This window comes from Colwellia sp. F1, from assembly GCF_056238625.1.
On sequence record NZ_JBWDLI010000002.1, the window covers coordinates 110,539 to 126,752 of the forward strand.

General features: G+C 39.4%; 13 protein-coding genes and 3 tRNA genes. 5 read left to right on the plus strand and 11 right to left on the minus strand.

From position 1 onward, the window contains the following. Positions 1–336: 336 nt before the first annotated feature. From AC0UA9_RS02270 to dinB, 7 genes are all read right to left on the minus strand, one after another. Positions 337–413, minus strand: a tRNA-Arg gene (locus tag AC0UA9_RS02270). A 67-nt stretch (positions 414–480) separates the two neighbouring features. Beyond that, positions 481–557, minus strand: a tRNA-Arg gene (locus AC0UA9_RS02275). 61 nt (positions 558–618) lie between these two features. Beyond that, positions 619–711 (minus strand) — tRNA-Ser (locus AC0UA9_RS02280). Between the two features lie 183 nt (positions 712–894). After that, positions 895–1,089 carry a carbon storage regulator CsrA gene (csrA, locus tag AC0UA9_RS02285; RefSeq protein WP_475656454.1) on the minus strand — a complete coding sequence of 65 codons (195 nt, stop codon included), beginning with the start codon at positions 1,087–1,089 and terminating at the stop codon, positions 895–897. 519 nt (positions 1,090–1,608) lie between these two features. Further along, positions 1,609–4,239, minus strand: a complete 2,631-nt coding sequence (gene alaS, locus AC0UA9_RS02290; RefSeq protein WP_475656456.1) for an alanine--tRNA ligase — start codon at positions 4,237–4,239, stop codon at positions 1,609–1,611. A gap of 24 nt (positions 4,240–4,263) precedes the next feature. Beyond that, positions 4,264–4,761 carry a regulatory protein RecX gene (locus AC0UA9_RS02295; protein ID WP_475656459.1) on the minus strand — a complete coding sequence of 166 codons (498 nt, stop codon included), beginning with the start codon at positions 4,759–4,761 and terminating at the stop codon, positions 4,264–4,266. A 210-nt stretch (positions 4,762–4,971) separates the two neighbouring features. After that, entirely contained in the window at positions 4,972–6,027 is a 1,056-nt protein-coding gene (gene dinB / locus AC0UA9_RS02300) for a DNA polymerase IV (protein WP_475656461.1), read from the minus strand. 307 nt (positions 6,028–6,334) lie between these two features. Here dinB and trhO point away from each other — a divergent pair, with 307 nt between their 5' ends. Beyond that, a complete protein-coding gene (gene trhO / locus AC0UA9_RS02305; RefSeq protein WP_475656464.1) occupies positions 6,335–7,369 on the plus strand; it encodes an oxygen-dependent tRNA uridine(34) hydroxylase TrhO in 1,035 nt (344 codons plus the stop codon). Between the two features lie 328 nt (positions 7,370–7,697). Continuing rightward, positions 7,698–8,189, plus strand: coding sequence for a DUF4124 domain-containing protein (locus tag AC0UA9_RS02310; RefSeq protein ID WP_475656466.1), 492 nt, complete (start codon positions 7,698–7,700; stop codon positions 8,187–8,189). Between the two features lie 58 nt (positions 8,190–8,247). On the opposite strand, the gene clpB is transcribed toward AC0UA9_RS02310, so the two are convergent. From clpB to rluD, 3 genes are all read right to left on the minus strand, one after another. After that, positions 8,248–10,818 (minus strand): ATP-dependent chaperone ClpB, encoded by a 2,571-nt coding sequence (gene clpB / locus AC0UA9_RS02315; RefSeq protein WP_475656468.1) that lies wholly within the window; start codon positions 10,816–10,818, stop codon positions 8,248–8,250. Positions 10,819–11,120: 302 nt separating this feature from the next. Continuing rightward, positions 11,121–11,987, minus strand: coding sequence for a peptidoglycan editing factor PgeF (pgeF, locus tag AC0UA9_RS02320; RefSeq protein WP_475656470.1), 867 nt, complete (start codon positions 11,985–11,987; stop codon positions 11,121–11,123). Between the two features lie 8 nt (positions 11,988–11,995). After that, a complete protein-coding gene (gene rluD, locus AC0UA9_RS02325) occupies positions 11,996–12,973 on the minus strand; it encodes a 23S rRNA pseudouridine(1911/1915/1917) synthase RluD (protein ID WP_475656472.1) in 978 nt (325 codons plus the stop codon). Between the two features lie 179 nt (positions 12,974–13,152). Here rluD and AC0UA9_RS02330 point away from each other — a divergent pair, with 179 nt between their 5' ends. Further along, on the plus strand, positions 13,153–13,917 hold the full coding sequence (locus tag AC0UA9_RS02330) for an outer membrane protein assembly factor BamD (RefSeq protein WP_475656473.1): 765 nt from the start codon (positions 13,153–13,155) through the stop codon (positions 13,915–13,917). A gap of 125 nt (positions 13,918–14,042) precedes the next feature. On the opposite strand, the gene glnB is transcribed toward AC0UA9_RS02330, so the two are convergent. Next, positions 14,043–14,381: a nitrogen regulatory protein P-II gene (gene glnB, locus AC0UA9_RS02335; RefSeq protein WP_475656475.1), complete on the minus strand. Its 339-nt coding sequence runs from the start codon at positions 14,379–14,381 to the stop codon at positions 14,043–14,045. A gap of 164 nt (positions 14,382–14,545) precedes the next feature. On the opposite strand from glnB, the gene nadE reads away from it, so the two are divergent. After that, positions 14,546–15,430: an ammonia-dependent NAD(+) synthetase gene (gene nadE / locus AC0UA9_RS02340; RefSeq protein WP_475656477.1), complete on the plus strand. Its 885-nt coding sequence runs from the start codon at positions 14,546–14,548 to the stop codon at positions 15,428–15,430. An 89-nt stretch (positions 15,431–15,519) separates the two neighbouring features. Further along, a complete protein-coding gene (locus tag AC0UA9_RS02345) occupies positions 15,520–16,104 on the plus strand; it encodes a GspH/FimT family pseudopilin (protein WP_475656479.1) in 585 nt (194 codons plus the stop codon). The last annotated feature ends 110 nt before the right edge of the window (positions 16,105–16,214 follow it).

Below are 16,214 nucleotides of genomic sequence, written 5' to 3' on the forward strand. Positions count from 1 at the left end.
TCTATCTAGCTGAGCTACGTGTCTGTTATCCAATTGCTTAACTGTGTAACGACTTAATCACTCAGCTGTTATAAATTTTAGTCGAAAAAAAACCAATCCTAAGATTGGTTTTTAGTTTATCTTTACGATAAATGTGGCGTTTGCTGCAGGCGTCGAACCTTGGCGGGTATTAGCGCCTGGTTCGTGGCCAAGTCACTGCTACTCTATCTAGCTGAGCTACGTGTCTGTTATCCAATTGCTTAACTGTGTAACGACTTAATCACTCAGCTGTTATAAATTTTAGTCGAAAAAAAACCAATCCTAAGATTGGTTTTTAGTTTATCTTTACGATAAATGTGGCGGACGCGGCAGGAGTCGAACCTGCGACCGCCTGGTTCGTAGCCAGGTACTCTATCCAGCTGAGCTACGCGTCCGCAATCATATTTATTTTGTCAGCTTTAATATTAGCTTATCTTCATTATTTAGCCACTCAAAGAAAAGTGGCGGACGCGGCAGGAGTCGAACCTGCGACCGCCTGGTTCGTAGCCAGGTACTCTATCCAGCTGAGCTACGCGTCCATAATAAACTATGTTTTATATCTTAGTCTAAAGATTCACAACCATTGTTACAAAGTAATAATGGCGGAGAGGGAGGGATTCGAACCCTCGATCCGGCTATAAACCAGATACTCCCTTAGCAGGGGAGCGCCTTCGGCCACTCGGCCACCTCTCCAATGGATGCGAATACTAATGGATCTTGAAAATAAGTCAAACTTTTTTACTGATTTTTTCGTCTTTTTTTACTGTTTGCTGACAATTCAGCCAATATTACTACTTTTCAACCAACCACTGAATAACTGAAATAAAAAAGCACCATAAAATGGTGCTTTTAAAAACGTGAGTTATATTGCAATATTTATACGTTACCTGCGTTTTCACCGTCATCTTTTTCAGCTTGAATGCGCATGTAAATTTCTTCACGGTGTACTGAAATTTCTTTCGGTGCATTAACACCTATTCGTACTTGATTACCTTTAACACCTAAAACTGTTACTGTAACCTCGTCACCAATCATTAATGTTTCACCAACGCGTCGTGTTAATATTAACATTATTTATTCCTTTCATTAAATTGAGAATCACTAAATAAATATATAAGCTAGGAATATATTTACTTGGTATATTTTTCCTTAATACACTTTAATTAATAGCGGGTATTATGAAAAATCCATTTCTGTTAAGTATAAAGCTCCATACTTGATACTTATCAAAATATACAACTATTCTATCAAGCTTAACTTGACTTTGAATAGAGCTAAAAACATTTTTTTTATACAATCTGATTACTTTTTATCTGCCCCTCCAAGTATTTACAAACAAGCAACAAATTACTAACTTCAAGTTATCATTGAACAGCACGTACGCTTAGTTTACCTTAGTTGCTTTAGTTGCTTTAGTTGTTTTAAGCGATAACGAGTAAAAAATATGACTACGTTTTATTTTCTAAATAAGTGAAGGTGTTTAAAATTTTAGGACAGGATATACTAAAAAGCCAATCAATGATTTGATCGGCTTTTAAAAGGAGGCAGCACCAAGTTTTTACGTTAACTCAGTGGTACTAGCTGATAATGTTAGCTCAATTTTTCAAGCAGCCAAGGCTGAACAGAAGCTAGCGCAGTCGTAATGTTTTCTGGTTGGCTACCACCTGCTTGTGCCATATCGGGGCGCCCACCGCCTTTACCACCAACTTGTAAAGCAACCATATTCACTAACTCACCCGCTTTTACTTGGCTAGTTAAGTCTTTAGTTACACCGGCAATTAAACCTACTTTATCACCATTAGCGGTAGCCAGCATAATAATACCAGACTGTATTTTATTTTTTAGCTCATCAACCATGCCGCGTAATGCTTTTGTTTCTACGCCGTTAAGGTCTGCTATTAGCACTTTAACGCCATGAATATCAATTGCATTATCAACTAGGTCTGAGCCTGCTTGTGCCGCTAGTTCTTGCTTTAATTGGCTCACTTCTTTTTCTAATGCTTTAGAGCGGCTAATTAACTGTTCAACTTTAGTGTCTACATTCACAACATCTGTTTTCACTAAGCTTGCCACTTTAGCTAAACAAGCACTTTGTTGGTTGATCAATGCCAATGCACCGCTTGCGGTAACTGCTTCTATACGGCGTACACCGGCCGCAATACCTGACTCTGACACTATTTTCAATAAACCTATATCGCCAGTGCGGTCAACATGAACCCCGCCACAAAGCTCTGTTGAGAAATCACCTAAAGTAACCACGCGCACTTCATCGTCATATTTTTCACCAAAGAGCGCCATAGCTCCTTTTGCTTTCGCTTCTTCAATATACATTAACTCTGTTTCTCGCACATGGTTTCGACGTATCTCGTCGTTAACCAATTGCTCAACATCATGTAACTCTTGTGCGGTCATTGCTTCAAAATGTGCAAAGTCAAAGCGCAGCTTTTCGCTATCACACAGTGAGCCCTTTTGAGTAACATGTTCACCTAATACTTTACGTAATGCGGCATGTAAAAGATGTGTTGCGGTATGATTTTTAATTATAGCGGCACGACGCTCACTATTAATTTCTGCTTTAACGCGACGGTTCATACCGATATTGGTGTGGGCAATACCTTTATGTGCAAATGCATTACCGAGTTTAATTGTATCTTCTACTTCAAAAACGCCGTTATCAAGGTGTAATAAGCCACTATCACCAACCTGACCACCTGATTCTGCATAAAACGGCGTATGATCTAAAATAACAAGACCTCGCTCTCCCGCATTGAGTTGATTTACCGGCTCTTGAGCATTAGCATTAAACAATTCAACTACCGTTGCCGATGAAGTATGCTTGCTGTAGCCTTTAAAGCTAGTTTTATGATCAGATTTTAATTTTTCATTATAGTCCGTGCCAAATTGGCTAGCTTTTTGCGCACGTTCACGTTGCAACCCCATGGCAATATCAAAACCATTATGGTCGATATTTAATTGACGTTCACGCGCAATATCAGCGGTTAAATCAGCTGGAAATCCGTAGGTGTCATACAGTTTAAAAACATCATCACCCGAGATAGTATCGCCATCTAAATTGGCTAATATTTCTTCCAATAAAATCATACCACGGTCAAGGGTGCGGCCAAATTGTTCTTCTTCGATACGTAATAATTTTTCAATAATGGCCTGTTGTTGAACTAGTTCTGGGTAGGCTTCTCCCATTTGGTCAATCAATGACTGCACTAACTTGTGGAAGAAATGGCCTTTTGCTTCAAGTTTATGCCCGTGGCGAATAGCACGACGAATGATACGGCGTAATACATAACCACGTCCTTCATTTGACGGCACAACACCATCAACAATTAAAAAACAACATGAACGAATATGGTCACTAATAACACGTAATGATTTATTGCCTAAGTCATTACACGATAATAAGTTGGCGGTATCTTTAATGAGTGCTTGAAAAAGATCAATTTCATAATTGCTGTGTACATTTTGCATTATTGCTGAAATACGCTCTAGCCCCATGCCTGTATCAATAGATGGGTTAGGGAGTTTATCCATGTCGCCATTAGCTTGGCGATTAAATTGCATAAATACTATGTTCCATATTTCGATGAAACGATCACCGTCCTCTTCCGGTGAACCAGGAGGCCCGCCCCAAATATCAGCACCGTGATCATAAAATATTTCTGAACATGGCCCACAAGGTCCGGTATCACCCATTGACCAAAAGTTGTCTGACTCATATTTTTTACCGCCCGGCACATCGCCAATGCGAATAATTTTCTCGGCAGGTACACCAATCACATCTTTCCAATAGAGGTAAGCTTCTTCATCAGTTTCATAAATAGTGACTAAGAGCTTTTCTTTGGGTAAGCCTAAAATACTGGTTAAAAACTCCCAAGCATAGCTGATTGCTTCTTCTTTGAAGTAATCCCCAAAGCTAAAGTTACCAAGCATTTCAAAGAAGGTGTGATGACGAGCAGTGTAGCCTACATTTTCTAAATCGTTATGCTTACCACCCGCGCGTACACAACGCTGTGCTGAGGTAGCTCTTGTGTAGCTACGTTTTTCAGCACCTAAGAATACATCTTTAAAAGGTACCATACCGGCATTCGTAAAAAGTAATGTTGCATCATTACCTGGTACTAGCGAGCTACTTTTAACTAATTGGTGTTGTTTGGTGGCAAAAAAATTCAGAAATGCCTGACGAACTTCGGCGGTACTTTTAATCATAGGGACCTTAATCAATCTGTTTGTTCAATTATCATTCACTAACGCAAATATTTCATCGGTAGAAAATCCACGGTATTGTAAAAATCGTATCTTTTTGGTTTGTTCTTTTTGAGTTGGCGGTGGTTCATCTTTGCCACTTGCACCAAAACGTTTATTATACGCAAGCTCGGCTTGAAGATACCAATCAATTTCGCAATTATTCTGTAATTGTTGAATAATTGTTGAACAAACACCTTTTTGTTTTAATTCATTCGCAATATACTCCCAACCGTAACCCCGATTAACACGCTGTTGAAAAGTGGTTTGGGCAAAGCGAGTATCTGATAAGTAGCCTTTGACTAATAAACACTCAATAGCGGTTTCTATGTCATTAGCTGCAAACTCTCTTAGGCTGAGTTTATGTCTTAATTCAACCACGGAATGTTCTCGTCGAGCGAGCAAACTTACACCACATTGCAACGCTGTTTGTGTTTGTTTTCTTTTGTTTATCGTGTTTGTCTGTATATCATTATTATCAGTCATATCATTATTCGGGTTTGACGTTTTAATTTTTAATTTTTAATTTTTAATTTAGGCGCTTATAGCAAGCTTCGCGTTTATCATAGCAAATCTGTTGCACTACCCTAGCAGTGTATTCAATGGCTGAACTGATCGGTCATTTAGACAAGGCTACATGAGTTAACTTAGCAAATACTTCTCATGCTTGGTTATTCCTGTTTTATCTTCACATTGTTACCAAGTAAAGTTCATTTGCTCTTCGTTTACTTGCGCTGTGTCTAGTCCTACTGTTAAACCTATTAAACGGATACCTCGACCTTGCTGCCGCTCTAACGCTTCTTGCAATAATTCATAGAAGAACTTTTTATCTAAAATATTTTTTTTATGCTCCACGGTCGTTTGCTTAAAGTCATCAAACTTTAATTTAACGCCTTGCTTTATTATCTTTTTTTCAGGCGATGCTTTTTCAAGCCTACTCAATAAGGCGGAATACAAACGTTCAATTACGCCATAACATTCTTGTGCTGTAAAAATATCTGAGTTAAATGTTGTTTCAACACCTACTGACTTACGCACGCGTGAAGTTTCTACCTTTCTATTATCAATACCATGACACTTTTCCCATAGTGATTGGCCAAACTTACCAAAGTTTCTCAGTAGTAAAACGCGATCATAAGCTTTGACATCCTTGCCTTTATATAAGGATAATTTATTCAGCTTTTCCAAAGTAACTTTACCAACCCCAGGTATTTTCTCTAACGCCATGTCTGCCACAAAAGCTTCAACTTGCTCAGGCGTAACAACACAGATCCCATTAGGTTTATTGATATCAGAAGCAATTTTTGCAATAAATTTATTGGGGGCAACTCCAGCGGAAGCTGTTAAATTCAGCTCTTTGTAAATAGAGTCACAAATATCTTTAGCAATTAGGGTAGCGGAGCCTTTAAATAAGGTACATTGACTGACATCTAAATAAGCTTCATCCAAGCTTAACGGTTCAATGATATGAGTATAACGTTCAAATATTTCTCTTATCTTAATACTCACCTTTTTATATACCTCCATCCTGCCTGGAACAATGACTAAATCTGGACACTTTTTTAATGCGAGCCCTGTTGCCATAGCACTGCCAATGCCATATTGCCGAGCAATGTAGTTACAGGTAGATAAAACGCCTCTAGCATGTGCTGCGCCGCCTACGGCAACTGGTTTGTTAGCCAGTTCAGGGTTATCTCTAATTTCAACAGACACAAAAAAAGCATCCATATCAATATGAATTATTTTTCTCACAGTAATCCTAAAAGCAGTCCACATCAAAATGGTAAGTATTTTCTAACGATATTTTACTGGCATTTTATACAGTGTCAATAACATGGTTAGTCGTGTCAGTAACAATGCCATGTTGTTAATCCATGCTGGCATTTTTGTTGGCGGTGTTCATCACAAAATAATTCTGTTAAAATGCGCCTCCCTAAAATGTAACGAAACCTATGCAACTGAACCTATATAACAAAGCTTACTATTGCAAAGGCTAACTTGATTACATTATTTATCTACAGCACTGGATTTACGTTCCAGCTAGTTCAATGGAGAAACCATGAGTTCATTAGAAAAAAAATCATCAAGCCCTATCACCGTCAAGCAAACCACTGCAACAATTACAATATGTGCATTGTATAAATTTGTTAGTTTAGAGGCGTTTGAAGCCTTACGTGAGCCATTAGCAAATAAAATGACAAGCCTTGATGTTAAAGGCACTCTATTGTTAGCCGCTGAAGGCATTAACGGCACTATTGCTGGTCCTCAAGCAGGTATTGATGCAGTATTAGCTTTTTTAAATGAACAACCTGGTTTAGATAATATTTCTCATAAAGAGTCTTACTGTGACGACAACCCATTCCACCGCACAAAAGTCAAACTGAAAAAAGAAATCGTTACTATGGGGGTTGAAGGCATTGACCCTAACCAAGTGGTGGGCACTTATGTTAAACCAAAAGATTGGAACGCGTTAATTTCTGATCCTGACGTTTTATTGGTTGATACACGCAATGATTACGAAATAGAAATTGGCACTTTTAAAAACGCCGTTAACCCTAATACTGAAACTTTTCGTGAGTTTCCTGACTATGTTGAGAAAAACTTAGATAAAAATAAGCACAAGAAAGTTGCCATGTATTGTACAGGGGGTATTCGTTGTGAAAAGTCTACCGCTTACCTTAAAGAGCAAGGGTTTGAAGAAGTTTATCACCTCGAGGGCGGTATTTTAAAATACCTAGAAGAAGTACCAAGTACTGAAACATTATGGCAAGGAGAATGTTTTGTTTTTGACGGCCGTGTAGCGGTTAATCATGACTTAGAGCAAGGCCAGTACGACCAATGTTTTGCTTGTCGCTTCCCTTTAACAGAAGATGAAAAACAAAGTGAACATTATATTAAAGGGGTAAGTTGTCATCGTTGTCACGACAAAGTAACTGACGAGCAACGCAATCGCTATGCTGAGCGTCAACGTCAAATATCGCTTGCAGAGGCGCGAGGTGAAAGCCACATTGGTGGTGAGATTCAAAATATTATTAAAGAACGTCGCCAAGAAAAATCGGCTAAGAAGTTAGCTCAAGCTAAAAAATCACGATAAAGTCAGTGCCACCAACTTTTCATAGCATGCTATTATAAATAACCTCATCAAGTATAGTTTTAGTCTTTTTCTTTACTTGCTGAGGTGCTTTTTTATTATATTGAAAAAAGCTCGTCGTCATTTGCTCCCCCTTTCATTGGCTAAAAGCGGTTTAAGCTTTGTGCTGCCTTATTAATTTTGTATTTTCATTCGATATAACTTATTGTGTCATTGTTGGCTACTTTTTGTAACATTTTTGCAACCTTGTTTTATCTTTGTTAGCCGATCAATACTTTAGTACGCTAGTCGGCTTATAGTGCAATTAACTTATAGACAATAAAGGATTAATATGAACATTGGCAATTTACCCCTGATAACCTTTGCCTTTACGGCATTGAGCTTGCTTTTTGTTAGCAGCAAAACCATAGCCAACGACATTAATATTTATCGCTGGGTTGATGAAAATAATGTTGTTCACTTTAGCCAAAATCAACCTAATGATAGTAAATACTCGCAATTAACGACCGTTTCTTCTTATCAAGCAAGAGAAAGTTTAGCAATAAATAAACCAACCCAAAGCAAAACTAACACGCCATCGGTAGATGAACAGTTAACTCAATCGAGTAAAGATGTTGCTGAAATAATTGCTAAAAATGCAGAAATTTCTGAACAAAACTGTTTAGCAGCCCAACTGAATAAGAAAACCTTGGGCTCCTCAGGTAAAGTAATGGTGGTAGATCCCCACGGGAAAAATTATGTCTTATCTGCTAAAGCGCGAGAAAAAGAACTCACTTTAACTGAAGAACACATTGATTTGTATTGTCACAAGCCTAGTGACTAAGTATTAGGCGCTAGGTTTTATTTTTCTAGCGCCTTTGTTTTACCTACACTCATTCATGTTAATTAAAAACTAACTCCCCCTCGTTTTCCGTCACATGAATGGTAGAGCCATGTTCAAAGTCTCCTGCCAATAAACGTTGCGCTAAGGGGTTTTCTATTCCATGCTGAATAGCCCGTTTTAAGGGTCTTGCACCAAACATAGGATCAAATCCGGCTTTGGCAATTAACGCTAACGCCTCAGGACTAACCGACAAACTTAAGTCTTGCTCTGCTAACCTGTCTGATAGAAATTGAATTTGAATACCGGCAATTTTCTCAATTTGCGTCGCCGCTAATGAGTGGAAGACAACCGATTCATCAATTCTGTTAATAAATTCAGGCTTAAAGTGGTGGCTAATTTCATTCATCACCTGCGCTTTCATTTGTTGGTATGGGCAGTCATCCCCGCATGTTTGAATAATGTCTGAGCCGATATTAGAGGTCATAATAATCACGGTGTTTTTGAAGTTAACTGTTCGCCCCTGTCCGTCAGTTAACCGGCCGTCGTCAAGCACTTGCAGCAATATATTAAAAACATCTGGGTGAGCTTTTTCCACCTCATCTAATAAAATAACCGAATAAGGCTTACGTCGAACCGCTTCAGTTAAATAACCTCCTTCCTCATAGCCTACATAGCCCGGTGGTGCACCCACTAGGCGCGCGACTGAATGTTTTTCCATAAACTCAGACATATCAATGCGAATAAGCGATTCTTCACTGTTAAATAAAAAGTAAGCAAGCGCTTTACTCAATTCAGTTTTACCCACACCGGTAGGCCCTAAAAATAAAAATGAGCCGATGGGTTGGTTTGGATCAGCCAAGCCAGCACGCGAACGTCTGATAGCATTTGATACTGAAGTCACGGCCTCGTCTTGCCCAATCACGCGTTGATGAAGCTCATCTTCCATGTTGAGTAATTTGTCTCGCTCTTGCGCTAACATTTTAGCAACGGGAATACCTGTAGCGCGGCTAAGCACTTCGGCAATTTCAACCTCGGTTACTTTATTAGCTAATAAACTCATTTCTTGCATTTCAGCCTGGCTGGCTAAGTCAAGCTGTTTTTCTAGCTCGGGTAATCTTCCGTACTGCAATTCTGACATGCGGTTAAGATCACCCGCCCGCTTTGCTGCTTCCAACTCCAAGCGCGCTTGTTCCAGTTCTTCTTTGATCGCTTGAGTGCCATACAGCGCCGCTTTCTCTGTTGTCCAAACCTCATCCAGTTCATCATATTCCTTCTGCCTATCTTTTATTTGTTCTGAAATATCTGCTAAATGCTTTTTAGTCGCATCATCTGAATCTTTTTCTAACGCTTTTTGCTCTAATTTAAGCTGAATTAACCGTCGTTCTAGTCGGTCTAAATCTTCTGGCTTAGAGTCCATTTGCAACCGTATACTTGACGCAGCTTCATCAATTAAATCAATTGCCTTGTCGGGTAATTGTCGGTCACTAATATAACGATGTGATAAAGTCGCTGCAGCAACAATGGCCGGATCTGTTATATTAACACTGTGGTGCAGCTCATACCGTTCTTTTAAACCACGCAAAATGGCAATGGTATCTTCAACACTGGGTTCATCAATAAGTACTTTTTGAAAACGGCGCTCTAACGCGGCGTCCTTTTCAATATATTGACGATACTCATCTAGGGTTGTCGCGCCAACACAGTGTAAATCACCTCGGGCGAGTGCAGGTTTTAACATATTACCTGCGTCCATAGAGCCGTCAGTTTTGCCTGCGCCAACCATAGTATGCAACTCGTCAATAAATAAAATGACTTGGCCTTCTTCTTGCGCTAATTCACTTAATACTGCTTTTAAACGCTCTTCAAATTCGCCACGGTATTTAGCGCCTGCAATTAAAGCGCCCATGTCTAAAGACAATACACGTTTGTCTTTTAACCCTTCAGGTACTTCATGGTCAACTATGCGTTGTGCTAAACCTTCTGCGATAGCCGTTTTCCCCACACCAGGGTGACCAATTAGAACGGGGTTATTTTTAGTTCTACGCTGTAAAACCTGTAAAGTACGGCGAATTTCATCATCCCGCCCAATAACAGGGTCTAGTTTGCCAGCTTCAGCAAGGGCCGTTAAGTCCACCGTGTATTTTTCTAATGCTTGGCGAACATCTTCTGCATTTGGCTCATCAACTTTCTTCCCGCCACGAATATGCTCAATCGCCGCGTTTATTCGTTGCTCGTTAGCGCCTAATTCTTTTAAGATATTGCCTAATGTGCCTTTATCTTCAAGCGCAGCCAATAAAAACATTTCTGAAGAGATAAACTTATCTTTCATTTTTTGTGCGTGTTTATCACATAAATTTAATAGTTTACCTGACGCAGAAGAGAGTTGAACATCGCCGCCATTACCTTCTACTTGCGCTAAAGATTGCAATGCTTGTTCAATTTTATTTCTTAGCGTGTGTACATCAACACCGGCACTTTTAAAGAGCGGTATGATAGAGTTACCATTTTGATTTAATAACGCCATCATTAGATGAATGGGTTCTATAAATTGGTGATCACGTCCTAAAGCTAGTGACTGTGCATTGGCAATGGACTCTTGAAACGATTGAGTAAAACGATCTAAACGCATAAATATTCTCCTGCCATATTACTGGGCTTATGAATTGGTTATATCTTAAAAGAGTTACTTATAACATTAGGCCTAGTAGGGGCTTTTTCAATAGCGAGGTATTTATTAATTTTTATACAGCAGACAAGGGTTAATGAATAAATACAAATGCGTATAAAATATTATTGCTTTGTTAAGTGCTACGTTAGTAGCCTAAAGTATTAAGCGGTCGTGAATGTGCTGTTAAATAATATAGAGAAAAGTCTTGTCTATTAAAAAGCGCTGCAGTATAAGTCTGCTCACCTGTTTACGCTAACAGCTAATTATAAACGACAAATTAACGTCGCCATTCTGCCTGTCATATTATTTTTACGGTAAGAGTAATATTTAGCTGTTTTGCTATAGGTGCATTCGGCTAAACTACTTACATGATTTACGCCAAGCGCATTTAATTGTATGGAAGCAATTTTCTGTAAGTCAGCTAAATACTTACCCTTGCTTTTGGCAGTGAATGCTAGAGTAAGCTTTGGGTTTTGCTCGATAAATACGGCTTTTACTTCGCTACCTACTTCAAAAGCACGCTGTGAAATACAAGGGCCAAGCCATGCATAAAGCTTGTCTGGTGGTGTATGCATTCTCGCTAGTGTGTTAGTTAGGATATTGGTGGAAAGTGGACGCCACCCTCCGTGAATTGCGGCTATTTCATCTCCTGACTTCGATGCCAGTAGTATGGGTAAGCAGTCGGCTGTCATGATTGCTAGCCCGATATTTTTTTCACGTGTAATCGCAGCATCAGCAGTTATTGCTTGTGCTGACACCTGAGTAACTTGTGCGACTTCATTGCCATGGACTTGGTCAAACCATTGAATTTTGGCGTGCTTTGGCAGGCATGCTTGTAAATACTGACGGTTTTTAGTGACTTGTTCTGCACAATCACCAACATGTAAACCTAAATTAAAAGCTTGATAAGCGGGTGCTAATACACTCTCACCCCTGTGTGTTAAACCTCCTTGAGGTGCAAAGCGTGTTGTTTGCACAGCAAAGATAGTGTTGGCCAAACCTTGTTGGTTCGTCGGCTGAACTGTATTAGGGCGCATGAATGGCGTTACTGATGAACCGTCTGTTGGCCATTGCACAACCTCAAAGGCTGCATTTGTGCTAACTTGTCTAGGGCTATCGCTCGTTAACATGTGCCGTATTATAAGTAGTCGTCAACAGCATTCAGCTTAGTGTCGGCTTGTAGTAATTCAATTAGCTCAACAAAGTCTTCTGGTAGGTCGGCATGCCAAGTCATTAATTCTCCCGTTATTGGGTGATATAAAGACAACATTGCAGCATGTAATGCTTGTCGTTTAAAACCACGTAATTTAGCTAACAACTCAGGAGTTGCATTTTTCGGTGGACGCGCTCTACCGCCATAAACAGGATCACCAATGAGTGGGTGATTAATATGTGACATGTGCACACGAATTTGATGCGTGCGGCCTGTTTCAAGACGTAAACGTAAACGCGTGTGTAATCGGTACTTCTCCATCACGCGATAATGTGTAACTGACGGACGGCCTGAAAAAGTAACTGCCATGTGCGTTCTTTTCGTGGCATGACGCCCTATAGGTTCGTCAACAAGGCCTCCTGCGGTCATCACACCATTGGCAACCGCTTCATATTCACGTGTTATTTCACGTAATTGTAAAGCTTCAACAAGATTGGTTTGGGCCGCGATGGTTTTAGCAACCACCATTAACCCTGTGGTATCTTTGTCTAAGCGGTGTACAATACCCGCACGTGGTACCACTTCTATCGCAGGAAAATGATGTAACAAGGCATTTAATACTGTGCCGTCAGGATTACCAGCACCAGGATGAACAACTAAGCCTGCTGGTTTATTGATGACTAAAATATCATCGTCTTCATAAATAATATTCAGTGCAATGTTTTGCGCTTTAAAACGCTGTTCGGCTTCAACCTCAGCATTAATGCCAATGCTTTCGCCACCATACATTTTTTCTCTTGCTCGGGTTAATACTTCACCGTTAACCGTTACCTTGCCAGCTACAATCCAATCTTTTAACCTTGAACGCGAATAATCAGGGAACATTATTGCTAATGTTTGGTCAAATCGCTTACCTAAACACGATTCAGGAACAGTATCTTTATGTTGAATTATTTCTGACATTTAACTCTCTTTAAATTTTTAACGTTGTGCAACTTATGATTGCTAGGTTAGAATGTTAATACTCAAGTATGCACTAGGTATAATAGTTCTATTTTACCCTTTTTATGGTATCCATGCTACAAGGCTATCAAAGGTTTCATACTTATTTAATTTTAAACAAAGGCGTCATTGTATATTCCATGGAAAAATTGACAAAAAAAATACTATTAATCACGCTAGCATTAGCTTTAGCTGGTTGTTCCTCTTCTGATGTAGAGAGTGATATTGATAAAGTGCCTGATAAGTCAGCACAGGCTTTATTTGTAGATGCTCGCTCTGCGTTAGATAATGGCTTATATCAAAAAGCCATTCAAATCCTCGGTGCTATTGATTCCCGCTTCCCTTTTGGCCCTGTTTCTCACCAAGTCCAGTTAGATTTAATTTATGCCTATTATAAAGTAGGTGATGCAGCGCAAGGTATTGCTTTAACCGACAGATTTTTACGTTTAAATCCAGACAACCCAAATATCGACTATGTTTATTACATGCGTGCCTTAATTAATTTATCAACACAAGACAACTTATTCCAAGATATGGCTGGCATCGACCGTTCAGACAGAGATCCGACTGCGGCACGTGAGGCTTTCGACGACTTAAAACGTATAGTTACGCTTTATCCACAGAGTAAGTATGCTGCTGATGCTCAAAAAAGAATGATTGAAATTAAGTCTCGGTTAGCTAAACATGAACTGGCCGTAGCACGGTTTTATCTAAAGCGCGAAGCTTATGCTTCAGCCGCTAATAGAGGGCGTTATATTGTTGAATATTTCAACCCAAGCCCAGAGCTAGAGCCCGCCTTAGAAATAATGATTGAATGTTACGATAAGCTGGGCTTAGATGATTTAAAAATAAATGCATTACAAGTGCTAGCGGCAAATTACCCTAATAACTCTTTAGTTAGGTAGCCACAGCTATCGCTTGTAAAATGGCGAAAACACCCCGAGTATATCGAGAGTACAAAATGACAAGCTGTGAAGTGCAGAGCACGCTCTTCTGCCACAGCTTGTAACTTGTAAGCTTTTCTATGTACTTAGATCGCTTCTTGGTTTTCTTCACCTGTTCTAATACGGATAACTCGAGCTACGTCAGTAATAAAAATTTTACCATCGCCAATCTTTCCTGTTTGTGCAGTGTCTAATATAGCCGACACACAACGTTCAACATCTTCTTTAGCAATCACAATTTCTAATTTAATTTTAGGCAGGAAATCAACCATATATTCTGCACCTCGGTACAGTTCGGTATGCCCTTTTTGTCTGCCAAAACCTTTTACTTCTGAAACGGTCATTCCTGTAATGCCGATTTCACCTAAGGCTTCTCTCACATCGTCTAATTTAAATGGTTTAATAATTGCTTCAATTTTTTTCATCTTATATCTCTGCTTATATGTCGCTGTATCGTTAAATCAGTACAAGTTTACTTAATAATATCGCAATTATAACGCGTTTATCGCCTAATCACGCTTTTATTTTGTTAAACTGTTCATAGATAATTAGCGAAAATACATTTAGCTCCTTTACAGTAGGATATTCTATGGATCAGCAAAGCATTATTGATGAAATGAAAGTTTTACCTGAAATTGATACCCAATTTGAAATTCGTCGACGTATAGACTTTATCAAAAGCACTTTACTCAATTCGGGTTTATCAACATTAGTTCTGGGTATTAGCGGCGGGGTAGACTCTTCTGCTTGCGGCAGACTCGCACAACTCGCTGTCACAGAGCTAAATGATGAGTTAAAGCAAGGTTTGCACATAAATACCGCACTCCCAGCCAATACAGCTCATACTGAACAATTTACTTTTGTTGCTGTAAGGCTTCCTTATAATGTACAAGTCGATGAGAGTGACGCGCAAAAAGCAGTCGACTTCATTCAGCCGAGTGTTTGTTTAACCACAAACGTATTTGATGGCGTTAACGGAATACATCAAGAAGTTATTTCTGCCCTTACTAAGGCACAATTATTAACAGCGTCTACAGCGCAAGTAGACTTTTGTAAAGGTAATGTCAAAGCGCGTGCTCGTATGACAGCACAGTATCATATTGCTGGCATACTTGGTGCTTTAGTGCTTGGCACAGATCACAGCGCTGAAAATATTACCGGATTTTTCACCAAGTGGGGTGACGGTGCTTGTGATTTAGCCCCACTGTTTGGTCTGTCAAAACGGCAAGTAAGACGGTTGACAAAGGCTTTGGGCGCACCTGATTCGTTAGTAAATAAAGCACCGACAGCTGATTTAGAAGACTTAGAGCCGGGTAAAACAGACGAAGATGCTTTAGGCGTTAGCTATGAGCAACTAGATGACTTTCTCGAAGGGAAAACAGTACCAGCCAATATATCAGCGCATATTATTAACCTATATATGAAAACACAACACAAGCGCCAGCCTATTCCAACCCTGTACAGTAATGTATAACAATTATTAATGATGCGTTAAATGTTGGCAAAATCTATTTTTTATAGCTATACCTGTATTACACGGAAGATATTTAAAATGGATTTTTTATGCTTAATCACAATGGTTCGCTTACCCTAAATTCGTTGGTGAAAGGGATTACTCTGCTAGAGTTAATAGTGTCTGTTTCAATCACCTCCATTTTAGCGTCAATTGCCATACCAAGCCTTAGCGATTTTATTGTTAAAATGCGGGTTGACAATGAAATTAATCAATTGCATCGTATGCTGCTCATGACAAGAAATACCGCCATCAATAGTGGCCAAAATACCATCTTGTGTCCTTTAAACAAGAACACTCAATGCACCACACAGTGGCACAAACCGCTGAGTATTTTTATTGATATTAATAATAATAAAGCCTTTGATGGCAATGAAGCGGTGATAAAGTTCAAGGAAGAAATTAGCAAAGGTGATCAGCTTGTTTATGGGAAAGGAAGAAATATGATCACCTTCAAACCCTCAGGCCAACTTAGCGGCTTAGCCAACGGCACTTTTCGCTACTGCCCAAAAGATTATCAACAGTATGCCAGGGGCGTGATTATTGCGCGCTCTGGTAGAGTCTACCAGTCAAATGATAATAATCATGATGGTATTGATGAAAACAGAGGTGGTAATGAAATTAGTTGTGAATAGAAGCGAGGTTTTCGCTCTATTTCCCCATAAACAGCACTAGTTTAGCTATGCTTACAGCACCTACTTTTAATTTCAATCCGACCTGCTTACTTAGGTTTGTATAACCAAAA

Bases quoted from the DNA above. Each gene is read 5' to 3' on its own strand.
- csrA (WP_475656454.1), bottom strand. From the start codon at position 1,089: ATGTTAATATTAACACGACGCGTTGGTGAAACATTAATGATTGGTGAC.
- alaS (WP_475656456.1), bottom strand. From the start codon at position 4,239: ATGATTAAAAGTACCGCCGAAGTTCGTCAGGCATTTCTGAATTTTTTT.
- AC0UA9_RS02295 (WP_475656459.1), bottom strand. From the start codon at position 4,761: ATGACTGATAATAATGATATACAGACAAACACGATAAACAAAAGAAAA.
- trhO (WP_475656464.1), top strand. From the start codon at position 6,335: ATGAGTTCATTAGAAAAAAAATCATCAAGCCCTATCACCGTCAAGCAA.
- AC0UA9_RS02310 (WP_475656466.1), top strand. From the start codon at position 7,698: ATGAACATTGGCAATTTACCCCTGATAACCTTTGCCTTTACGGCATTG.
- clpB (WP_475656468.1), bottom strand. From the start codon at position 10,818: ATGCGTTTAGATCGTTTTACTCAATCGTTTCAAGAGTCCATTGCCAAT.
- pgeF (WP_475656470.1), bottom strand. From the start codon at position 11,987: ATGTTAACGAGCGATAGCCCTAGACAAGTTAGCACAAATGCAGCCTTT.
- rluD (WP_475656472.1), bottom strand. From the start codon at position 12,973: ATGTCAGAAATAATTCAACATAAAGATACTGTTCCTGAATCGTGTTTA.
- AC0UA9_RS02330 (WP_475656473.1), top strand. From the start codon at position 13,153: ATGGAAAAATTGACAAAAAAAATACTATTAATCACGCTAGCATTAGCT.
- glnB (WP_475656475.1), bottom strand. From the start codon at position 14,381: ATGAAAAAAATTGAAGCAATTATTAAACCATTTAAATTAGACGATGTG.
- nadE (WP_475656477.1), top strand. From the start codon at position 14,546: ATGGATCAGCAAAGCATTATTGATGAAATGAAAGTTTTACCTGAAATT.
- AC0UA9_RS02345 (WP_475656479.1), top strand. From the start codon at position 15,520: ATGCTTAATCACAATGGTTCGCTTACCCTAAATTCGTTGGTGAAAGGG.